This is a genomic window from Pseudomonas yamanorum (assembly GCF_013386765.1).
In the GTDB taxonomy this organism is placed as follows: domain Bacteria; phylum Pseudomonadota; class Gammaproteobacteria; order Pseudomonadales; family Pseudomonadaceae; genus Aquipseudomonas; species Aquipseudomonas yamanorum_A.
The window spans coordinates 192127-211805 of record NZ_JACARE010000024.1; the positions used below are offsets into that span (position 1 = coordinate 192127).

22 protein-coding genes and 1 pseudogene are annotated in these 19679 nt (G+C 61.1%); 9 read left to right on the forward strand and 14 right to left on the reverse strand.

Going from position 1 to position 19679, the window contains the following annotated elements:
* Positions 1–52: 52 nt before the first annotated feature.
* The 3 genes from HX875_RS20205 to HX875_RS20215 all read right to left on the reverse strand — a co-directional run bounded on the left by HX875_RS20205 (position 53) and on the right by HX875_RS20215 (position 2575).
* On the reverse strand, positions 53–985 hold the full coding sequence (locus HX875_RS20205; RefSeq protein WP_088422860.1) for a 3-keto-5-aminohexanoate cleavage protein: 933 nt from the start codon (positions 983–985) through the stop codon (positions 53–55).
* An 82-nt stretch (positions 986–1067) separates the two neighbouring features.
* Entirely contained in the window at positions 1068–1856 is a 789-nt protein-coding gene (locus HX875_RS20210) for an SDR family oxidoreductase (RefSeq protein ID WP_010176559.1), read from the reverse strand.
* Positions 1853–2575, reverse strand: a complete 723-nt coding sequence (locus HX875_RS20215; RefSeq protein WP_003211913.1) for a GntR family transcriptional regulator — start codon at positions 2573–2575, stop codon at positions 1853–1855. Before HX875_RS20215 ends, HX875_RS20210 begins: the two co-directional genes overlap by 4 nt.
* 134 nt (positions 2576–2709) lie before the next feature.
* On the opposite strand from HX875_RS20215, the gene HX875_RS20220 reads away from it, so the two are divergent.
* Positions 2710–3099, forward strand: coding sequence for a VOC family protein (locus HX875_RS20220; RefSeq protein WP_177045000.1), 390 nt, complete (start codon positions 2710–2712; stop codon positions 3097–3099).
* A gap of 188 nt (positions 3100–3287) precedes the next feature.
* Here HX875_RS20220 and HX875_RS20225 read toward each other — a convergent pair whose 3' ends face one another.
* Entirely contained in the window at positions 3288–3434 is a 147-nt protein-coding gene (locus HX875_RS20225) for a hypothetical protein (protein ID WP_177045002.1), read from the reverse strand.
* A gap of 198 nt (positions 3435–3632) precedes the next feature.
* Between HX875_RS20225 and HX875_RS20230 the strand changes: the two genes are divergently transcribed.
* Together HX875_RS20230 and HX875_RS20235 are read left to right on the forward strand one after the other, a co-directional pair.
* Positions 3633–4925 carry an MFS transporter gene (locus tag HX875_RS20230; RefSeq protein WP_177045004.1) on the forward strand — a complete coding sequence of 431 codons (1293 nt, stop codon included), beginning with the start codon at positions 3633–3635 and terminating at the stop codon, positions 4923–4925.
* Between the two features lie 11 nt (positions 4926–4936).
* Positions 4937–5695 (forward strand): substrate-binding domain-containing protein, encoded by a 759-nt coding sequence (locus HX875_RS20235; RefSeq protein WP_177045006.1) that lies wholly within the window; start codon positions 4937–4939, stop codon positions 5693–5695.
* Here HX875_RS20235 and HX875_RS20240 read toward each other — a convergent pair.
* Positions 5687–6589, reverse strand: coding sequence for a LysR family transcriptional regulator (locus HX875_RS20240; RefSeq protein ID WP_088422866.1), 903 nt, complete (start codon positions 6587–6589; stop codon positions 5687–5689). The genes HX875_RS20235 and HX875_RS20240 overlap by 9 nt on opposite strands.
* A gap of 240 nt (positions 6590–6829) precedes the next feature.
* On the opposite strand from HX875_RS20240, the gene HX875_RS20245 reads away from it, so the two are divergent.
* A complete protein-coding gene (locus HX875_RS20245) occupies positions 6830–7681 on the forward strand; it encodes a hypothetical protein (RefSeq protein ID WP_177045009.1) in 852 nt (283 codons plus the stop codon).
* Here HX875_RS20245 and HX875_RS33190 read toward each other — a convergent pair.
* The 6 genes and pseudogenes from HX875_RS33190 to HX875_RS20270 form a co-directional block, all read right to left on the reverse strand.
* Complete coding sequence (locus HX875_RS33190; RefSeq protein WP_371317291.1) at positions 7650–8513, reverse strand: methyl-accepting chemotaxis protein; 864 nt, start codon at positions 8511–8513, stop codon at positions 7650–7652. The genes HX875_RS20245 and HX875_RS33190 overlap by 32 nt on opposite strands.
* A pseudogene (locus HX875_RS33195) lies at positions 8508–9290 on the reverse strand (MCP four helix bundle domain-containing protein); the annotation flags it as partial. The pseudogene HX875_RS33195 and the gene HX875_RS33190, both read right to left, overlap by 6 nt.
* A 147-nt stretch (positions 9291–9437) precedes the next feature.
* On the reverse strand, positions 9438–9821 hold the full coding sequence (locus HX875_RS20255) for a DUF6124 family protein (protein ID WP_256348140.1): 384 nt from the start codon (positions 9819–9821) through the stop codon (positions 9438–9440).
* Positions 9822–10152: 331 nt separating this feature from the next.
* On the reverse strand, positions 10153–11190 hold the full coding sequence (locus tag HX875_RS20260) for a histone deacetylase family protein (RefSeq protein ID WP_177045013.1): 1038 nt from the start codon (positions 11188–11190) through the stop codon (positions 10153–10155).
* Positions 11191–11358: 168 nt separating this feature from the next.
* Positions 11359–12588: a Zn-dependent hydrolase gene (locus HX875_RS20265; protein ID WP_177045015.1), complete on the reverse strand. Its 1230-nt coding sequence runs from the start codon at positions 12586–12588 to the stop codon at positions 11359–11361.
* Positions 12589–12610: 22 nt separating this feature from the next.
* Complete coding sequence (locus HX875_RS20270) at positions 12611–13921, reverse strand: MFS transporter (protein ID WP_177045016.1); 1311 nt, start codon at positions 13919–13921, stop codon at positions 12611–12613.
* A gap of 159 nt (positions 13922–14080) precedes the next feature.
* Between HX875_RS20270 and HX875_RS20275 the strand changes: the two genes are divergently transcribed.
* The 5 genes from HX875_RS20275 to HX875_RS20295 all read left to right on the forward strand — a co-directional run bounded on the left by HX875_RS20275 (position 14081) and on the right by HX875_RS20295 (position 17783).
* Entirely contained in the window at positions 14081–15022 is a 942-nt protein-coding gene (locus HX875_RS20275) for a LysR family transcriptional regulator (protein WP_177045019.1), read from the forward strand.
* Positions 15023–15135: 113 nt separating this feature from the next.
* A complete protein-coding gene (locus HX875_RS20280; RefSeq protein WP_177045021.1) occupies positions 15136–15957 on the forward strand; it encodes an SDR family NAD(P)-dependent oxidoreductase in 822 nt (273 codons plus the stop codon).
* A gap of 26 nt (positions 15958–15983) precedes the next feature.
* The gene (locus HX875_RS20285; RefSeq protein WP_177045023.1) at positions 15984–17003 is read left to right on the forward strand and encodes an AraC family transcriptional regulator; all 1020 of its coding nucleotides are present in this window, start codon (positions 15984–15986) and stop codon (positions 17001–17003) included.
* 210 nt (positions 17004–17213) lie between these two features.
* A complete protein-coding gene (locus HX875_RS20290) occupies positions 17214–17360 on the forward strand; it encodes a hypothetical protein (protein ID WP_177045026.1) in 147 nt (48 codons plus the stop codon).
* A 6-nt stretch (positions 17361–17366) separates the two neighbouring features.
* On the forward strand, positions 17367–17783 hold the full coding sequence (locus HX875_RS20295) for a type II toxin-antitoxin system YafO family toxin (RefSeq protein ID WP_177045028.1): 417 nt from the start codon (positions 17367–17369) through the stop codon (positions 17781–17783).
* A gap of 11 nt (positions 17784–17794) precedes the next feature.
* On the opposite strand, the gene HX875_RS20300 is transcribed toward HX875_RS20295, so the two are convergent.
* From HX875_RS20300 to HX875_RS20310, 3 genes are read right to left on the reverse strand one after another with little or no spacing between them, the layout of a single operon-like run.
* The gene (locus HX875_RS20300; protein ID WP_177045030.1) at positions 17795–18562 is read right to left on the reverse strand and encodes an anti-sigma factor family protein; all 768 of its coding nucleotides are present in this window, start codon (positions 18560–18562) and stop codon (positions 17795–17797) included.
* The gene (locus HX875_RS20305) at positions 18559–19044 is read right to left on the reverse strand and encodes an RNA polymerase sigma factor (protein WP_177045032.1); all 486 of its coding nucleotides are present in this window, start codon (positions 19042–19044) and stop codon (positions 18559–18561) included. Before HX875_RS20305 ends, HX875_RS20300 begins: the two co-directional genes overlap by 4 nt.
* A 55-nt stretch (positions 19045–19099) precedes the next feature.
* Complete coding sequence (locus HX875_RS20310) at positions 19100–19651, reverse strand: tetratricopeptide repeat protein (protein ID WP_256348142.1); 552 nt, start codon at positions 19649–19651, stop codon at positions 19100–19102.
* Positions 19652–19679: the final 28 nt, after the last annotated feature.

Below are 19679 nucleotides of genomic sequence, written 5' to 3' on the forward strand. Positions count from 1 at the left end.
TGTTGTTGTGCGGGATGGGCATGGCCGCGCCGTGACGCGGCCGGTTTATCACTTAGAAGTTGACCTGGTCGCGCCCCTTCAGCCCGAGGATTTCCCGCGCTTCATCCGGCGTGGCAACCCGGTGGCCGAGGGCTTCGATCACCGTGCGAATGCGCCGTACCTGGTCGGCGTTGGACGCGGCCAGTTTGCCCGGGCCATCCCACAGCGAATCCTCCAGGCCGACCCGGGCGTTGCTGCCCATGGACAGGCCCATGGTGGCCAGCGGAATCTGCCCACGGCCGGCGCCGAGGATCGACCACACGTAGTCGTCGCCAAACAGCCGGTCGGCGGTACGACGCATGTGCGCCAAATCTTCCGGGTGGCCGCCGATGCCGCCGCGCAAACCGAATACCGACTGGATAAACAGCGGCGGCTTGAGCAGGCCGCGTTCCAGGAAATGGGCGGCGGTGTACAGGTGGCCGATGTCGTAGCACTCGATTTCGAAACGCGTGCGGTTCTCGGCGCAGGAATTGAGGATGTGGGTGATGTCGCGGAAGGTGTTGCGAAAGATCCGGTCGTCGCTTTCTTCCAGGTACGGGCGCTCCCAGTCGTGCTTGAACTCGGTAAAGCGGTTGAGCATTTCGTACAGGCCGAAGTTCATCGAGCCCATGTTCAGCGAGGCCAGTTCCGGCTTGAACTGCATTACCGGTTGCAGGCGCTCTTCGACGCCCATGGTCGGTGCGCCACCGGTGGTGATGTTGATCACCACGTCGCTGGCGGCCTTGATGTGCGGCAGGAATTCGGCGAACAGCGCGGGGTCCTGGCTGGGACGGCCATCGATGGGATCACGGGCATGCAGGTGAACAATCGCGGCGCCGGCTTCGGCGGCACCGATGGCGGCGTCGGCAATTTCCTGCGCGGTGATCGGCAAATGCGGCGACATCGACGGCGTATGGATGGCACCGGTGACAGCGCAGGTAATGATGACAGGACGTTTTTTGGACATGACGATTCTCCGACTTTTATTCTTATGAAAAAAATCCCGGGTGCTGCGTGTGTGTTCTTCCTTGGCGGACTGCTGGCGCGGCCTACAGGTACTCGACGTTACCGTCGACACTGATCGCTTGGCCGGTGACATTGCGGGCGGCGGGCGAACAGAGAAACAAGGCCATGGCCGCGACGTCTTCGGCGGTGACCATGCGCTTGAGAGAGATCTTGTTGAGGTATTCCTGGCGCATCTCGGCTTCCGGTACACCGACCTGTTCGGCACGGGCGCGGATCACGCCGTCCATGCGCGGGCCTTCGACGATGCCGGGCAGCAAGGCGTTGACGCGGATGTCGCTTTCGCCCAACTCCGAGGCCAGGGATTTCATCAGGCCGACGATGGCCCATTTGGTCGCGGCATACGGCGTGCGCCAGGCGTAGCCGAGACGCCCGGCAACCGAGGCGATATGCAGCAGATGGCCGTGGGACGATTCCTTGAGCATCGGCACTGCGTGGTGGGCAAAGCGGTATTGCGCCGTGAGGTTGATATTGATCGTGGCTTGCCACTCGGCGTCGCTGATGGCATCGATGCCACCGGTGGGCCCGGCAATCCCGGCGTTGTTGACCAATACATCCAGCCCGCCGAACTGCTCGCGCTGCACCTGGAACACCGCCTCGATCTGCGCGGCATCACTCACGTCGGCACGGGTGGCGACAGTGCCCGGGTACTTGTCGCGAAACGCCGCCAGGGCCGGTTCGCTGACATCACACACATGCACCTTGGCACCCGCCTCCAGATAGGCCGCGGCCAACACTTCACCGATACCGGCAGCCCCGCCGGAAATCAACACACGTAACCCAGGATAGGGCTGCAGCCGTTGTAGGACACTCATGCACGTTTACCTCCTGAAACAGACGACCGCGAACGGTCGTTCTTGACGAGCAGGCGCGCCAGGGAATCGGCGGCCTGCATGATGTCATCGGTCACCGCAGCGCGGGCGCCAGCGCCATCGCGGGCGGCCAGGGCTTCGACGATGCGCGTATGCGCCTCCATCGAACGCTGCAAGTGAGCTTTATCGGGAGCGACCAGGGCAAAACACGGGCCCATGTGCAGCCAGAAGTTTTCCACGGCGGCCATGGTCAACTCGGCCTGGGCGACGGCATAGATCCGACGGTGAAAGGCGAAGTTGGTCCACAGGTAACGGGAAACGTCGACTTCGTCGGCGGCCTGTTGCATCTGCTGGCAGAGGTCGGAGATTTCGTCGAGGTCGGCCTTTTCCAGGAGCAGCACGGCCTTTTCCGCGAGCAAACCTTCCAGGGCGACCCGCGCATCGCGAATCTCCCGCAGGCGTTCGACCGTCATCATGCGGACCCGCAAACGAGAGGTTTCGGTGACTTCAAAGGCGTTTTCGGCGCTCAGGCGCTGGAGGGCTTCGCGCACCGGCATGGGGCTGGAGCCGAGGGCTTCGGCGAGGCCGCGGATGGTGAGTTTCTGGCCGGGCTGGAAACGACCACTCATCAAGGCTTCGCGGATCTGGCGATAGACCTGGTCTTGCAAGGTATCGCGGGACACCTGGCGCAAGGTGGGAAGGAGAAGCGGGCCATCTGTCATGAGTCAAAACCTGTGTTGTCGTTCTTATGGCTCCAATATGTGATCACAAATCAAATATGTCAAATAGTTTCCCGTTGACCGTGAGTGCGACGCTGACTTAAATGGCCTCTCTCTCAAGCAAGGACCGCTGAACCATGAAATTTGCCTACACCATCGTCTACGTCCCGGACGTCGCCGCATCGCTGCAATTTTTCGAAAAAGCCTTCGGCTTCAGTCGCCGTTTCCTGCATGAATCGGGGACGTATGGCGAGTTGGATACGGGCGGTACTACTCTCTCCTTCGCGGCGCATGAGTTGGTCGAGATGAATTTCGAGGGCGGGCACGTGGAGGCGCATGCTTCACAGCAACCGCTGGGGATGGAGCTGGGGTTTGTGACTGAGGATGTGCCAAAGGCCCACGCCAGAGCGCTGGCGGAGGGTGCGACAGAGCTCTCGACGCCGAGCACCAAGCCTTGGGGGCAGGTTGTTTCTTACGTGCGATGCCCGGATGGCACGCTGGTGGAGTTGTGTACGCCGATTCAGTGAATCGTAATGTGGCGAGGGAGCTTGCTGTGGCGAGGGAGCTTGCTCCCGCTGGAGTGCGTAGCGCTCCCGCTTTTTTTGGGGCCGCTGCGCAGCCCAGCGGGAGCAAGCTCCCTCGCCACAGCAAGCTCCCTCGCCACAGCAAGCTCCATCCCCACAGCAAGCTCCCTCGCCACAATGAAATGCCTGCATCAAGGCCTGAGCGGGCGCTCCTGATCGCGCTCGGACAGCTCCGTGCCATCGTCCGGATGCTTCCAGGTCTGGGGTTTTTCTTCCTCGCGAAGCTTTCTGGCCCGCTCCCGCTCCAACTCCTCGCGCTGCTTCTGCTCGTTACTCATACCCACCTCCCATCCGTAAGATTTGGACACACTGGGCAAGCATAGATGAGGGAGCGGTTTTGTGTAGCTCAGCCAATTGATAACCAAGACGCATCAATGCATGTAAACAACTCACTTATCATTTCTAAATGTGTCAGCCACTATCCGCGGTCTTAAGCGAAACAAGCACTTTAAAAAGAACGCTGGAGACACAAAAAAATGCAAAACCCTTCACCGCCTGACTCTGCCCGCTCCAAAGTCGGCGCGGTCTTTCGCGTCACCTCCGGCAACTTTCTCGAACAGTTCGACTTCTTTCTGTTCGGCTTCTATGCCACCTATATCGCTGCCGCCTTCTTCCCCGCTGCCAATGAATTTGCGTCATTAATGATGACCTTCGCCGTGTTCGGCGCAGGCTTTTTGATGCGTCCGCTGGGGGCCATCATCCTCGGCGCGTACATCGATGATGTGGGCCGTCGCAAAGGCTTGATCGTGACCCTGGCGATCATGGCCAGCGGCACCCTGCTGATCGTGCTGGTGCCGGGCTATCACACCATCGGTTTGTGGGCACCGCTGCTGGTGCTGATGGGCCGTCTGTTGCAAGGCTTCTCGGCCGGCGCGGAACTGGGCGGCGTGTCGGTATACCTGGCCGAAATGGCCACCCCGGGCCGCAAGGGTTTCTACACCAGCTGGCAATCGGGCAGCCAGCAGATCTCCATCGTGGTCGCGGCCGCCCTGGGTTATGGCCTGAACCAGTGGATGGAACCGGCCGTAGTTGCCGATTGGGGCTGGCGCATTCCGTTCGCCATCGGCTGCGTGATCATCCCGTTCATCTTCGTGCTGCGTCGTAACCTGCAGGAAACCGAAGAGTTCGCCAACCGCAAGCACCGCCCAACCATGCGCGAAGTGTTGGCCACCCTGGTGACGAACTGGACCGTGGTGATCGGCGGCATGATGATGGTGGCGATGACCACCACCGCGTTCTACCTGATCACCGTCTACGCGCCGACCTTCGGCAAAACCGTGCTCAACCTGACCACCTCCGACGCCCTGCTGGTGACCTTGCTGGTGGCCGTGTCGAACTTCATCTGGCTGCCCATCGGCGGCACCCTGAGTGACCGTTTTGGCCGCAAGCCGGTGCTGGTCGCGATGACCGTTCTGACCGTGCTGACCGCCTACCCGGCACTTTCCTACGTGGTCAATGCACCCAGCTTCGCGCACATGCTGGAAACCCTGCTGTGGTTCTCCTTCCTCTATGGCATGTACAACGGCGCGATGATCCCGGCCCTGACCGAAATCATGCCGGTGGAAGTGCGCGTGGCCGGTTTCTCCCTGGCCTACAGCCTGGCGACCGCGATCTTCGGCGGTTTTACCCCGGCGATTTCCACCTGGTTTATCCATGTGACTGAAGACAAGGCATCCCCGGCCTACTGGCTGATGTTTGCCGCGCTGTGCGCCTTGTGCGCGACCCTGGCGCTGTATCGCAGCGCCAAAGCCCGCACGCAACTCGCCTGAGGATCATGCCGATGAAAGTCCTGATGAAAACCCTGTCGGCGCTGGCGCTCGGTTCACTGGCAATGGCCGCACACGCGGAACAGCTGAAGGTCATGACCTCCGGCGGTTTCACCGCGGCGTATAAATTGCTGGGCCCGCAATACACCACCCAGAGCGGCGACACCCTCGACACCATTCTCGGCCCGTCGATGGGCAAGGCGCCGGAAGCGATTCCCAACCGCCTGGCCCGTGGCGAACACGCCGACGTGGTGATCATGGTCGGCTACGCCCTGGATGAGTTGATCAAGCAAGGCAAGGTCGACAAGGGGTCCCGCGTTGAGCTGGCGGATTCACGCATCGGCCTGGTGGTCAAGGAAGGCGCGGCCAAGCCCTCGATTGCCACCGATGCCGAACTGAAGGCGGTACTGACCAAGGCCAAATCCGTGGCGTATTCCGACAGTGCCAGCGGCGTCTACGTCGAGAAGGAACTGTTCAAGAAGCTCGGCATGCCGTCCAAGGGCACCATGATCGAACGCATTCCGGTGGCCTCCCAGGTGGCCAAGGGTGACTACGAAGTCGGCTTGCAGCAGGTCTCCGAACTGCTGCCGATCCCGGGCGTGACCTACGTCGGAAAGATCCCTGAAGACGTGCAGTCCGTCACCCGTTTTGCCGCAGGCATTCCGGTGAACGCCGAACACCCCGAGCAGGCGAAAAAGCTCCTGCAATTCCTCGCCTCGCCCCAGGCGCAACCGGTGGTGCAATCCACCGGCCTGGACTCGGTTTCACACTGACCGAAACGGCATCTCCCGCGTCAACCGCTCCAGTTCCAGTGCCGCCGGCGTCAACGTACGCCCGCGGCGCTTGATCAACCCCACGTTGCGCACCACCTCCGGCTCCACCAACGGCACACTCATCAGAATCGGGTGCTTGCCGGCCGGCATCGCAATCGACGGCACCATCGCCACCCCGAGTCCCGCCTCCACCAGCCCGATCATCGTGGTCACGTGGTGGGTTTCACAGATACTTTGCTTCTTCACCCGCACCCCGCGCAGGGCCTGGTCCAGCAAGAAGCGATTGCCTGAGGTCTTGTCCACGGTGATGTAGTCGTGCTCGTAGGCCTCGGCCCACGTCACACTGGCCCGGTCCGCCAATGGATGCTCCCGGCGACAGGCCAGCACATAGCGCTCCTGCAACAACAGCTCGAACTCCACCCCGTCTGCCAGGCTGCCGCTGAAACTCACGCCGAAATCCGCCTCGCCACTTTCCACCGCCGCACACACCTCGCCGGCACTCGCGTCCAACACCCGCAGGCGAATCTTCGGATAGAGCTTGTGGAATTCGGAGATCACGTGGGGCATGAAGTAGTACGCGGTGGACGGCACACAGGCGATGGTGACATTGCCCATACGGGTTGAGGCCACGTTGCTGATGCCCATCAGGGCGATGTCCAGGTCATCGAGCATGCGCTCGACTTGCGGCAGGAAAGCACGGCCGACCATGGTCAGGCTGACCCGGCGGGTGGTGCGTTCGAAAAGTTTGACGTCCAGGGCGGACTCGAGCTTTTCAATGCGCCGGCTGAGGGCCGGCTGGGAGATACGGATGGCTTCGGCCGCCGCACGGAAACTGCCCTTGTCTACCACGGCGCGGAAGGCTTGGAGGTCGTTGAGGTCGAAGTTGATGATCATCGAGTGGGCCGTTGTCTGGTCGCGGGTGACATCATTATGGGGGACAGTGGCTTGTCATCGGCGATACCCGATTGAAAAAAGCAGGGTGATGTTGACTCCTGTGCTTGGTACGGTGGCGGACACATGCAAATCCTCTTCACAAATACCTATCGGCAGTCATCAATGGATAAAACAATAAAAAGGACTTCAAGCCCAGCCTCTCTCTATCGCGTGCTTCGACCGGGGTTGTGGCTACTGGGCTTGCTCTGCTTTGCAGCTTTGGGCTTCTTCGCCTGGCAAAGCTTCTACCCGGTCAGCGCTGCCGATGACTGGAGTGTTCAAGTCATCCACCGCGATGTGGAAAAGGCCGCATCGCTGATGCCGATGCCCGACGGTTCACTGATGGTCAGCCAGGAATTAAGCGACGGGCTTGGCAGTATCGTGCGCATCTTGCCCGGCGGAAAACGCGAACTGGTTGTAGGAAATCTGTCCAAACCGGATGGGATGGTCGCCACTCAGGGCGGTTGGGTGTTCAGCCAGGAAGTGGACGGTGCGCCGGTCAGCTTCCTCAAGGATGGCGTCGTCACCGAGCTGTTCAAGGGAGAAAGCGTGCAAGGGCTGTGGGACGACGGCGAGTACCTCTACGCCATCGAAGACCGCAAGGTCGGGGCCCGGATCCTGCGCTATCACTGGAGCGACAAGACGTTGAGCGTCGTGCGTGACCAGCTCAGCGAAGGTGAGTCGATCGTTCGCTGCACGGATGGGCGCATGCTCTATACGGAAAAGAAGAAGGGCGTGGTCCGCGAGTTGACTGAAGACGGCAGCGACCCGGTGGTACTGAGCCAGTTGAACAAACCCACCTTCCTGATGTGCGATGAACGCGGGTTATGGATCAATGAGGATTCAACACACAGGGCCCGCTTGTTGTTGATCGACAAGCAAGGGCGACAGCAGACGATTCTGTCTTTCCTGAAGGCCCCGCAGTCGATTGTGCGTACGACGAAGGGAACGTACCTGGTGGCCGAAGGTGGCCGTAACCGTGTGTTGGAATTGGTGCCGTCCCTGGCACAGGTAGACCCCGTTACAGCTGAAACCGCGCCACCGCCTCATTGAGCGACACGGCCAAACGCGCCAGCTCATGGCTCGATCCGTTGATCTGCCCCGCTCCGGAGGATGATTGCGCAGACAGGTCACGAATGTTGACGATGTTGCGGTCCACTTCCTTGGCCACCTGGGCCTGCTCCTCGGCGGCGCTGGCGATGACCAGGTTGCGCTGGTGAATCTGGTCGATGGAGTCGGTGATCTGGCTCAATGCGCCACCGGCCCCTTCGGCCAGGATCAAGGTTTCGCTGGCGCGCTGGGTGCTCGATTGCATTGAGGTCAATGCCTCGCTGGAACCCGTGCGCATGGCGCTGACCATCTGGTCGATCTCCAGGGTCGATTGCTGGGTGCGATGGGCCAGCGCACGCACTTCGTCGGCCACCACCGCAAAACCACGCCCGGACTCACCGGCCCGCGCCGCCTCGATAGCGGCGTTCAGGGCCAGCAGGTTGGTCTGCTCGGCGATGGAGCGAATCACGTCCAGCACCTTGCCGATATCCCGCGACTGATCGGCGAGGTTCTGCACCAGGCTCGAAGTTTCACCGATGTTGGTACTCAGTGCCTGAATCGCGCTGACTGTTTCACCGACGCGCTGCTGGCCGTCGCGGGCCGTTTCATTGGAGAGCCGGGTGGACTCGGAGGTGGAGACAGCATTGCGTGCCACCTCATCGGCGGCCGAAGTCATCTCGTTGACTGCGGTGGCGGCTTGCTCGATTTCAGCGGTCTGCTTCTGCAGGCTGCGGCTGCTCTGGTCGGTGATGCCATTAAGGTCGGTGGCCGATGCCGCCATCTGGCCGGCCGACTGGCGAATCAGTTGCAGGGTACTGCGCAGGCTGCCTTGCATGGTCTGCAGTGCCACGAGCAGGCGGGTCACTTCGTCATCGCCGGTGACTTCAACATTTTGGGTCAGGTCGCCTTGGGCGACGTTTTCTGCGGCCCGCACCGCATGGCTCAGCGGACCGACGATGCTGCGCGTCAGCAACCAGGCCAGGGCCACGGTGCTCAACGCCGCCAGAAGCACGAAGCCAAACACCATCGTGCGCGAGCGGCTGTACTGTGATTCGGCCGTCTGGCCTTGCAGGTTTATCTGGGCGTTGTAGTAGTCAGCCAGGGCATTGAGCTGATTGCCGGAACCGTCGACCACGGTTTTCATGTCCACCAGCAGCAACTTGTTCAGCTCGGCGGCCTGCTGCTTGTCGGCAAGGACGAATGACTGGGCAAGACCTTGCTGATACTGACGCAGGGAAACCTGGAACTGATCGTAGAGATTGCGCACCTCGGGCGTGTCGATAACGGCATTCAGGTCGGCGAGTTTTTTCGTCAGGTCCTGGCTGCGGGTGTCCATCTGGCTGCGGTACTGCGAGATGCCGGCCGGATTGGGATCAAGGGCCATGCGCAAGGAAATGGTGCGGATGCGCAGCATGATTTCGCGAATATCCGACACCAGGCGCATTTTCGGCACCAGGCCGCTTTCAACCTGCACGGCGCTTTCGCGGATGCTCGCCATGTTCGAGAGCGCAAAGAACCCCAGCAGCGCCACGAGCAAGGCAATCAAGGCAAAACCGAGACCCGCGCGGCGGGCGATGGACAGATTGCGGAGCGACATGGCGATTCTTCTCATTATTGGTATACGACATCGTATGACAGCGTTTCGGCCAGGCGGGGCAGGACTTGAGGGAGATTCGTGGGAAGTTAGCGGATATAAATCAATGACGAAAAAGCCCGCTGGCTTTTAGCTACAGCGGGCTTTGCGGGGCGTCGGAGGCGGTCACAGATTGGCGGGGTTATCAGCCGCAAATTGACGGTCAAGTACCGAGTCCACCAACGCCTGAGCATTCTCGATCAACTGGGCCAGGCCCATGGTCAGGCGGTAGTGAATGCTGTCTTGGCCATCGGCGCAGCGGTAGGCCGTTTCCAAGGCTGAGGACAGGATTTCGGTGGCGTTGGCCAGTGCTTCTTCGGTGCCTACATCCGCACCTACGCTGAAAATCCTGCGAGGTGGGCGCTCGTCGGATTGCTCGGGTTCAGGCGCAGGTTCGCGCAAGTAATGGTCGAGTGCCCGTTGTGCCGCGTCTGACATTTTGCCGTCGGTGAGTTTGTTGCGCGCACGGGCGCCAAAGGAATCAGGGGGATTGGGGGTGATCTTTTTCATGGTGTAGCTCCTGTATGTAATTGGAGCTGCCATTCCCCTGCTGTCAAACAGGATTGGGTGGCAGCTGTACGCGGGTTGACAGACCGGTATACAGGACCCGGCGCACCCGAAGATGCCCCACGTACAGCCGCCATAAAACGACGTCACAGCCAAGCAGCCTGTAATCGTATGGAGGTTGTACACCTGTATATCGGTCTGTCAAAACCGGCCGCCATGAGGGCGACGGCGCGAAGGTTACCGCCGCCTTCCAGGCAGCGCAACCCTGCATAGTTCGCTCAATAAGCAAGCCACAGACATACCTTGAATGCACCTCCCGGACGACCCGGTTTCTTTATTCCATCAGCGCTGTTGCCCACGCCCGCGCACTTCCAAAAAACGCCTGCGCATTACTGTCCAGCGTCTCCAGGTGATACCCGCCTTCCTGCACGATCACACACGGCAGCCCCAACCCACGAATACACTCACCCAACCGCGCAAACCCTTCCCGCGTCACCGCCACTTTGCTCTGCGGGTCCAGTTCGTAGATATCGAACCCCAGCGACAACACCAGCACATCCGCCGAGAAGTCCTTCACCGCTTTTAACGCCAGCTCCAGCTTTTCAAAGAACACCGCCTCACTGGCGCCATGGGCCATCGGCAAATTGAGGTTGAAGCCCTCCCCCGCCGCCGCACCGCGCTCCTCGGCAAAGCCTGCAACGCCGGGATAGAAGTTGGTCGGGTCGCCATGAATCGACACATAAAGCACATCGTCACGGTCGTAGAAAATCTCCTGGATGCCTTGCCCGTGGTGCATGTCGGTATCGAGCACGGCAACGCGTTCGAAGCCATCGCGCAACGCCTGCGCCGCAACCGCCGCATTGTTGATATAGCAAAACCCACCGGCGGCATCAAAGCGGGCGTGGTGACCCGGTGGACGGCACAACGCATAGGCGGCGGGCGCACCGTCGAGAATGTCCTGGGCGGCGGCCACGGCGCTTTGGGCGGACCAGTACGCCGAGCGCCAGGTGAGTTCGCCAATCGGGCAACTGCCGTCGGCGAGGTAGCGCGCCGCCTGGGCAAGGATGCCGCGCAGGGCGTTGGGCTCGCGCACGAAGATGTTGGACATGACTTCGTCGCCCCAGTCTTCGGGGATATCTTTCCAGCGCGGGTAGGCTTCCTGGAGAAAGGTCAGGTAGGCCGCGCCGTGTACGGCCAGCAGTGGGTCAAGGCCGTGGTCGCGGGGTTGCTGGATGTCGAAGCCCAGGGTTTGCGCGGCCAGCAGCAGGTTGCGGGCACGCTCGGGGACTTCCTGCGGGGTGCGCATCTGGCCGCGTGAGTAGTAACTGCGGGGATGGTGCAGGAGTTGTTCGGGATGGAAAAAGGTACGCATGGGATTTCTCCTGATGGGCACACATCTGCGGTTGAACACCGGACCTGTAGGAGCTGGCTTGCCTGCGATTGCGGTGGCTCAGATACACACTTGTTGCCTGAACCACCGCTATCGCAGGCAAGCCAGCTCCTACATTTTGATCGTGTTCAACCTTGCAGAAATGTTTCGTTAATTAGCCTGGCCGGCGCGTTTCAGCACGGCATTGAGCAATACATCGGTGCCCTGGCGAACATCCTCGGGCAGCACATCTTCGGCTTCGTTATGACTCAAGCCGCCCACGCACGGGATGAACACCATCGCCGTGGGGCAGAACCGCGCCAAGTGGATGGCGTCGTGGCCGGCGCCGCTGACGATGGATTGCTGGGCATAACCCAACGCATCCACCGCCGACTGCACACACGCCACACACTCGGCATCAAACGGCGTCGCCGGGCTGACCCAGTGCGGGCTGACGGTGACGCTCAGGCCACGCTGGGCGGCGATGTCCTGCAAACGCGCGCGCACGTGTTGCTCCATGGCTTCAATGTCGGCGTCGCGGTGGTGGCGCAGGTCGACGGTGAAATTCAGCAGGCCAGGAATGGTGTTGCGCGACGACTTGGCGATGCTCAATTCACCCACCGTGGTCAGGCCTTGCGGCGCAAAGTCGGCCGCCAGGTTTTCCAGCGCCTGGATCATCTGCGCGGCGCCGTACAGGGCGTCCTTGCGCAGTGGCATCGGCGTGGTGCCAGCATGGGCGGCCATGCCTTCCACGCGCACGTCGAGCCAGCGAATCGCCTGGCCACCGGTGACCACGCCGATGCTCTTGGCGTTGTCTTCCAGGATAGGACCTTGCTCGATGTGCGCTTCAAAATACGCATCCACCGCGCTACCCAATGGGCGCTCGCCGTTGTAGCCCGTGCTGCGCAACGCATCCGCGACACTGACACCGTCGACATCCTGAGTGGCCAACGCCTTGTCCAATGCCAGGGTCCCGGTGAACACCGCCGAGCCGAGCATGGCCGGGGTAAAACGGGCGCCCTCCTCGTTGGTCCACACCGCGATTTCCAGTGGCTTGCGGGTTTTGATGCCGTGGTCGTCAAGGCTGCGGATTACCTCCAATCCGGCCAGCACACCATAGACGCCATCAAAGCGCCCACCTTCGGGCTGGGTGTCGAGGTGGCTGCCCATCATCACCGGCGCAGCCTCGTGGTCGGTACCCGCCCGGCGGGCGAACAGGTTGCCGATGGCATCCACACTCAAGGTCAGCCCGGCGTCTTCACACCAGCGGCTGAACAGTGCGCGGCCGGCCTGGTCCTCGGCGCTCAACGCCAGCCGGCAACTGCCGCCGCGCGCCGTGGCGCCGATCTCGGCCATGGCCATCAGGCTGGCCCACAGGCGCTCACCCTTAATCTTCAACATACAAACGCTCCAATAAAACTCATCAAGCCATTTCAAGACGGTGGGCTGTGGCGTGGCGGCGGGACAACGCGAGTACACACACCAGCGACACCGCCGCAATCGCGCTGTAGAACACAGCCATCGGCCACCACTGGCCCTGGTATTCATGGGCCAGCCAGGTGCCGATCAACGGCGTGAGGCCACCGGCCAGCGCGCCACACACTTGGTAGGCCAGGGAGATGGCGGTGTAGCGCACGCGGGTTTCGAACAAGCCGCTGACGAAGCCGGCGATCACCGCATAAAACGAGGCCATGCACACCACGGCCAGGGCGATGCCGAGGATGATCAACGGTGCCTGGCCGCTGCTGACCAGGACGAACATCGGGTACGGCGACGCCATTGCCAGCAGCGTCATGGCACACAGAAAGCGCGTCGCGCCGACCTTCTCCGCCACCCAGGCCGCCAGCGGCTGCACGCAGAACTGGATGATGGCCACGACAAACAGGCATTCCAGAATCAACGAGCGCGGCAGGTTAAGTTGCTGGGTGGTGTAGGCAATCATGAAGGTGTTGGTGAAATACACCCCGGCAATCCCCAGGGTGTTAGCGCCGATGCACAGCAGCAGCGGGCGCCAGGCCGTCTTCAGCACTTCAATCACCGGGGCCTGGTCCTGGGTGATGGCCCGGGCTTTTTCCGCCTTGGCTTTGTCTTCCAGGAACTCGGGGGATTCGTTGACGCCCAGGCGGATCGCCAAGCCGACGATCAACAGCAACGCACTGGCAAGGAACGGCACGCGCCAGCCCCAACTGAGCAGGTCGGCTTCCGGCAGACGGGTCACCGCGCTGAAGGCCAGCAGCGACAGAATCAAACCCGCCGGGCTGCCCAACTGGGCAAAGGAGGCAAAGAAGTTGCGACGGCCCTTGGGCGCATGTTCGCCGGCCATCAGCACCGCCCCGCCCCACTCGCCGCCTACGGCAATGCCTTGCACCACGCGCAGCAGTACCAGCAACACCGGCGCCGCGACACCGATCTGCGCGTAGGTCGGCAACAGCCCGATGCACACCGTCACCACGCCCATCATCACCAGGGTGATCACCAGGGATTTCTTGCGGCCGATGCGGTCGCCGATATGCCCAAACACGATGCCGCCCAACGGCCGGGCGAAGAAGCCCACGGCAAAGGTGCCGAACGCGGCCATGGTGCTGAACAGTTTGTCGTCGGAAGGGAAAAACAGCTGACCGAACACCAGCGCGGCGGCGGTGGCGTAGATGTAAAAGTCGTACCACTCGATCATGGTGCCGATAAAGGCGGCGGCCGCGGCACGGCGAGGCTGCGGCGAAGCGGAAGGCTTCATGGGGTTGGCTCCTTTGGTTATTTTTTTGGCAGGAGAAAGGTCTGGCGCATGCGCTCTGATGGCGCTGAGTGAGGGTGATTTTTCGTCTCGGCGCTATGATTAGTCAATTTTCTATTTATTATTCCAATTATAAATCCTGCTTATTATCGAGCCGTCGCCATGTCTGAAAACCGCCGCGATTTTCACCCGCTGCTCAATGACCGCCTGGACTGGAACCTGCTGCGCACCTTCCGGGTGATCGGCCAGGAATTGAGCATCAGCCGCGCCGCCGCGCGCCTGCACCTGACCCAACCGGCCATCAGCCAGGCACTCAAGCGCCTGGAAGAACAGCTCGACTGCCAGCTGATTGCCCGGCGCGGCCCGCGCTTTGTGCTGACCGAAGCCGGCGAGCAGATCTTCGCGATTGCCGGCGAGATGTACGGCCAGGTCTCGCAGATGAGCAACGCCCTGCAAAAGCCTGGCGACGAGGTGATCGGCAAGGTGCGCTTGCTGATGATCAGCCGGATCAACTCCGACACCTTTGATGACTTCCTGGCCGACTTCCATCGCCAGCATCCCAGGGTCGATCTGGACGTTGAGGTGATGCGCAGCTCCGACATCGTCGCCGCCTTGCTGGAAAAAACCGCGACCTTGGGCCTGAGCCTCAATCGCCGGCCGCAACCGCGCCTGGAGCAGCACCTGTTTCTGCGCCAGCGTTATGCGTTTTTTTGCGGGCGGCATCACCCGTTGTTTGGTCGCACCGGTTTGGCGGAGGGGGATTTGCAGTCGGAAAATTTCGTGAGTTTCACCAGCGACCAGATCGGCGGGATGCTCTCGCCGTTGACGATCTTTCGCGACCAGCAGGGCTTCAGCGGGCGCATCGTGGCGTCGTCCTCCAGCCTGGAAGAGGTACGCCGGTTGGTGATTGCCGGGTTTGGCCTGGGCTGCCTGCCGATTCATGTGGTGGCCGAGGATGTGAAGAATGGATTGCTGTGGCGCCTGCCGCCGGACGAAGGCATTACCGACGTGGATATCCACCTGCTGTGGAACCGCGAGCAGAAGATGAGCCGGGCGGAAACGGTGTTTATCGAAAGCCTGTCGGCGCGACTGGCCGCGGAATAAATGGCGTAAGTTGCAAGTCACTTGGCGCCCTCTTGCTAGTGTATGAAAAGGGCTCGTCCACCATCATTCGTTCACAGGTTGCTCCCGCTGTCTCAAAACGAAGAGGTGTTCGAATGTCCAGAATATGGTTTATCACCGGCAGTTCCCGCGGCCTCGGTCGCTCGATTACCGTAGCCGCCCTGCGCGCCGGTGATCGCGTAGTCGCCACCGCCCGTAACCCCAAGCAGTTGGATGACCTGGTGGCCGAATACGGTGAGGCGGTTTATCCCGTCGCGCTGGATGTCACCAACAACCAGCAGGTGCTGGAAGCGGTGGATGCCGCGGTGAAACATTTTGGCCGCCTGGATGTGGTAGTCAATAACGCCGGCTACGGTGATCTGGCTTCGGTGGAAGACGTGACGCTGGAGGATTTTTCGGCGCAGATCGACACCAACTTCTATGGTGTGGTGCACGTCAGCAAGGCGGTGGTGCCGGTGTTGCGGGCCCAGGGCAGTGGTCATATCTTCCAGGTGTCGTCGCTGGGTGGCCGCATCGGCATGGCCGGCCTGGCCGCGTATCAGAGTGCGAAATGGGCAGTCGGTGGATTTTCCACAGTGCTGGCACAGGAAGTCACGCCACTGGGCATCCAGGTGACCGTTCTGGAGCCGGGCGGCATGCGCACGGACTGGTCGGGCAGTTCCATGACGATTCCGGCCATCAGTGAGCCCTACCAGCAAACGGTCGGCGCCCTGGTTGAATTGCTCAACTCACCCGGCATCCTGCCGACGGGTCCGGACCGGGTTGCCGAAATCGTGCTGGAGCTGGCACTGAACAAAGACGCCCCGCTACGCTTGCTGATCGGCAGCGATGCCGTGCAATACGCCGCCCGGGCAGCGGCAGACTTGGCCGAGTCGGATAAAAAGTGGCACGACCTCAGTGTGTCAGCCTCGGATTAATCTCACGGTTTGGAAAAAGGTGCTGCATGTCTGACGCGACCCAACCCCGTTTCAACATACCGGATGTGTTCTGGCAGGCGCTGAAGAACGTCGGCCTGGAGCCATCGGAGGTGTTGCGTCAGGCACGCTTGCCCATGACCTTGCACCTGCGCGAGCGGCGAGACCGGCGGCAGGTGACAACGCTGGAATACTTTCGCTTGTGGGAGGCGGTTCGTACGCTTAATCCCGATCCGGCTGTCGGCATCTTGCTGGTGACGCAGCTGGAGATCGCCGCGCTTGCGCCCTCCAGCTTTGCCGCCTTTGTCGCCCGGGATTATCGCGATGGCCTGCACCGCCTCGCCCGCTTCAAGCAACTGTGCACGCCCGAGCGCCTGCTGGTTGCCGAGGATGGCCGCACCTGCACGGTGACCATCGACTGGTTGCACACGCCCGAGTTGCCGCCTGCACGCTTGATAGACGCGGCGTTTGCCACGTTTGTCGAGTTGGGCCGGCGGGGCTCCCGCGCACAGGTTATTCCTCTGAAAGTCGAACTGGCTCGCCCGGACGAAGGTAGCCGTGCACTGGCCGAGTTTTTTGGCTGCCCCGTGAGGTTTGGTGCCGGGCGCAATGCGTTGGTGCTGGATGCCGCGGACCTTGATCGATCCTTTCCGGGATACAACCCACAGATGCTGGACATGCTGAACCCCTGCCTGGTAGCGGCGCTGGCCGAGGCATCGGCCCCCGTCAGCATCAGCCATCAGGTGAAGATCACCCTCAAGCGGATCCTGGCCAGTGGCCGGCCCGAGATGGTGGAGGTCGCACGGGAACTGGGCATGAGCGAACGCACGTTGCAACGGCGCATTACCGAGGCCGGCACCAGTTTCAGGCAACTGATGCTGGAGACGCGCCAGGAAGTGGTGCGCCACCTGCTGACCGAACCGACGATCGAAATAGACGAGATCGCCTGCCTGGTCGGTTATGAAGACACCAATTCGTTTTATCGGGCGTTTCGCGCCTGGGAAGGCACGACGCCAGCGCGTTGGCGGGCGTTGTTGGAGAAAACTTGAAGTATGCGAAAAGGTAGCGAAGCCATTACCGCCAGCTAAATGAAGATTTGCCCGACGGCGTTATCAGCCTCGTCCTTCCGCCAAGCTCTTGAGCGGCTATCAAGCCAATCGATATAGTCCCTTTCCTCGGCCCATCAAGCCTGCGGTTTGCTCGGCTATCACTATTCACATAAGCTGAACGCTATGAACACACTTCCTTCGGAGGCTCCGATGGCCACCACCAAAAAGACCGAGAAGCCGCGCAAAAAGGCCGTCAGCGGAGAGCTGAGCTTCCTTGATGTACGGCAAGCCGCGCGTGATGGACAAAAAGCTTTCGACACCTTTGTGATCAGCGGCAAGCTTCCAATCTCCAAGTAGGATTGAATGCCCGCTGTCAAAATCTCCCCCCTGTTTCAAAAAGTCAGTAACTGGGAAAATTTCGCCGCGCACTTTTTCAACTACAAAGTGTGCGGTGAGCTGCCGCTTATTTTTGGCAGGGATGAACGCCTTGATCTCAGCGATCTGTATCACATTCATCTGGCCGGCACCTCTCAGACTCAGGTTCAATGGGCAAAAATCAAACGCCAGTATTACCGTACTACCCTCCTGAATGACCCGGATAATGACTTCTGGCTAATTTACGCTCACGACTCCTACTGTGATGCCTATCTGTTACTGACCGTGATCGGACCTGATGCCCACAGTCGTACCGAGTGGGGCTCATTTCTGCGCACGGTTCATAGCGATATGGTTGCGCCCTGGATACTCGGGAGAGTCATCTATCCCGATATTGATGATTGAGTGTCGTATTTTTAAGTGGACAAAGCCTTCTCGGCACTGCGCGCCATGATCTGTAAATCCTCAAACGGGTTTCTGCCAATCAACATGAAGGCATGGGTTGGGCTGGACCAAAACACCACGTTCAGGCCACGGCGCTGCTCGGTGGCCATGGCCACAGCACCTTTTTTTGCGGCCGTGATGCACAGCGCCAGCGGGCAGTGGCGCGGGTCGAGGTAGGTCAACTGGCCGATCAGTACGCCGTCATAATCGAGGATTTGTGCGCGCCTGAATTCAGCGCCGGGCAGGCTTATCGCCGCCGGGCTCAGCGGCAGGCCGAGTTGGCGCCCTACCAAGCCCAGTTGGGCGATATGCGACTCAGGGTCAGTGCTGAGGTTTTCCAGGGTCTGGGGCGTATACAGCGCCATATATTCCGCGACCGAAGCACGCCAGCCCGAACCGGGCTCAGGCCGGGGCCACGTCATGAACAGCCGATCAGCGACCACGCCGGCCACCGCGAAGCTGGCCGCCACCGCGAGAAACCTGCGTCGGCTCAGGGCCGGTGCCGGGGCCGGTGGCAAGGCATCAAGCATCGCCTGCAAGCGCGCGGTGGGGGCTTGATCGAGCACCGAATCGAACGCGGCTTTGAACGGCAGGTGACCGCGATTGAGCTGCTCGACGCGGGCCGTCACGGCGGGGTCAATTCCCAACAGATTATCGATAAGCTGGCGCTGGCTGGGGTCCAGCTCGCCATCGAGATAAGCCACCAGCAGTTCATCCGACGGTGGGGTATTTTGAGTCATCGTCGTTCTCCGCTCGATTTATCCAGCAAGCCACTTGAATGCGCCGTTTCAGCCAGCTTCAAGCGCGCAGCAGCCAGTCGGCTCATCACCGTTCCCACCGGGATGTGCAGGACCTCGGCAATTTCCTTGTATGAAAGCCCTTCGACGTAGGCCAGGAAAACCGTCTCCCGCTGGGCTTCGGGCAGCGCATTGACGCGCTTGATCACCTGCGCGGCCAACACGTGGTCCTGGGCCAGGGTTTCGCCGTCGAATGACAATGCCTGCTCGGCATCGACAAACCCCTGCCCTTGCCGCACGCGCTGCGAGCGCAGTTCGTTAAGCCATATCGAATGCATGATCGTCAGCAACCAGCGGTCCAGCCGCGTGCCGGCCACGAACTGGCCTGCACGCTCCAGTGCCCGCACGCAGGTGGCCTGCACCAGGTCATCCGCCACATGCTTTTGTCGCGACAGCACCCAGCCGTATCGCCATAAACGCGGCAACAGTTGGCTTAACTCACGGCGTAACTCGGCGTCTCTGGTGATGGCGGTCTCCCGTTTAAGCCTGAGGCGCAGCGGCTATGGCTTCGGCCAGGTCTTCGTACTCTTCACAGGTGGTGCCGCACAGGGTTTTGATTTTCACCAACTGCTCTTGGGCCAGGTCTACACGGCCCTTGATGACGTAAGCCTCACCCAGGTACTCACGGACTTGTGCATAGCCAGGGTCCAGTGCCACGGATTTGAGGTAGTAGCTGATGCCTTCATCGGTGCGACCCAGCTTGCGGGTGGCGTAGCCGCGGTAGTTCAGGGCCTTGGCGGTGTTCGGATCTTGCAGCGTGTCGAGCAGTGACAGGGCTTCGTCGTAGCGCCCGTCCTTGGCCAGGCGATAGGCGTAATCAGTGCGGTCGGCGTCCGACGTGGCTTTGCTGGTTTGCAGCACGCACTTGCCGGTCTTGGTATCCCAGACCTGCCCTTTGGGGCAGTTGGGCTTGGGCGGCGCCGACTCATCACCGGAAGCATGGGCCTGGCCGGCCAGTAGCGCGGCGGCCATACAGGCACCGAAGAACAGAGCGGTGCGGTAACCAACGGCGTGTTCGTGACGACTCTTCATGGCGTTAATGCTCCGTAACGATAGGGAA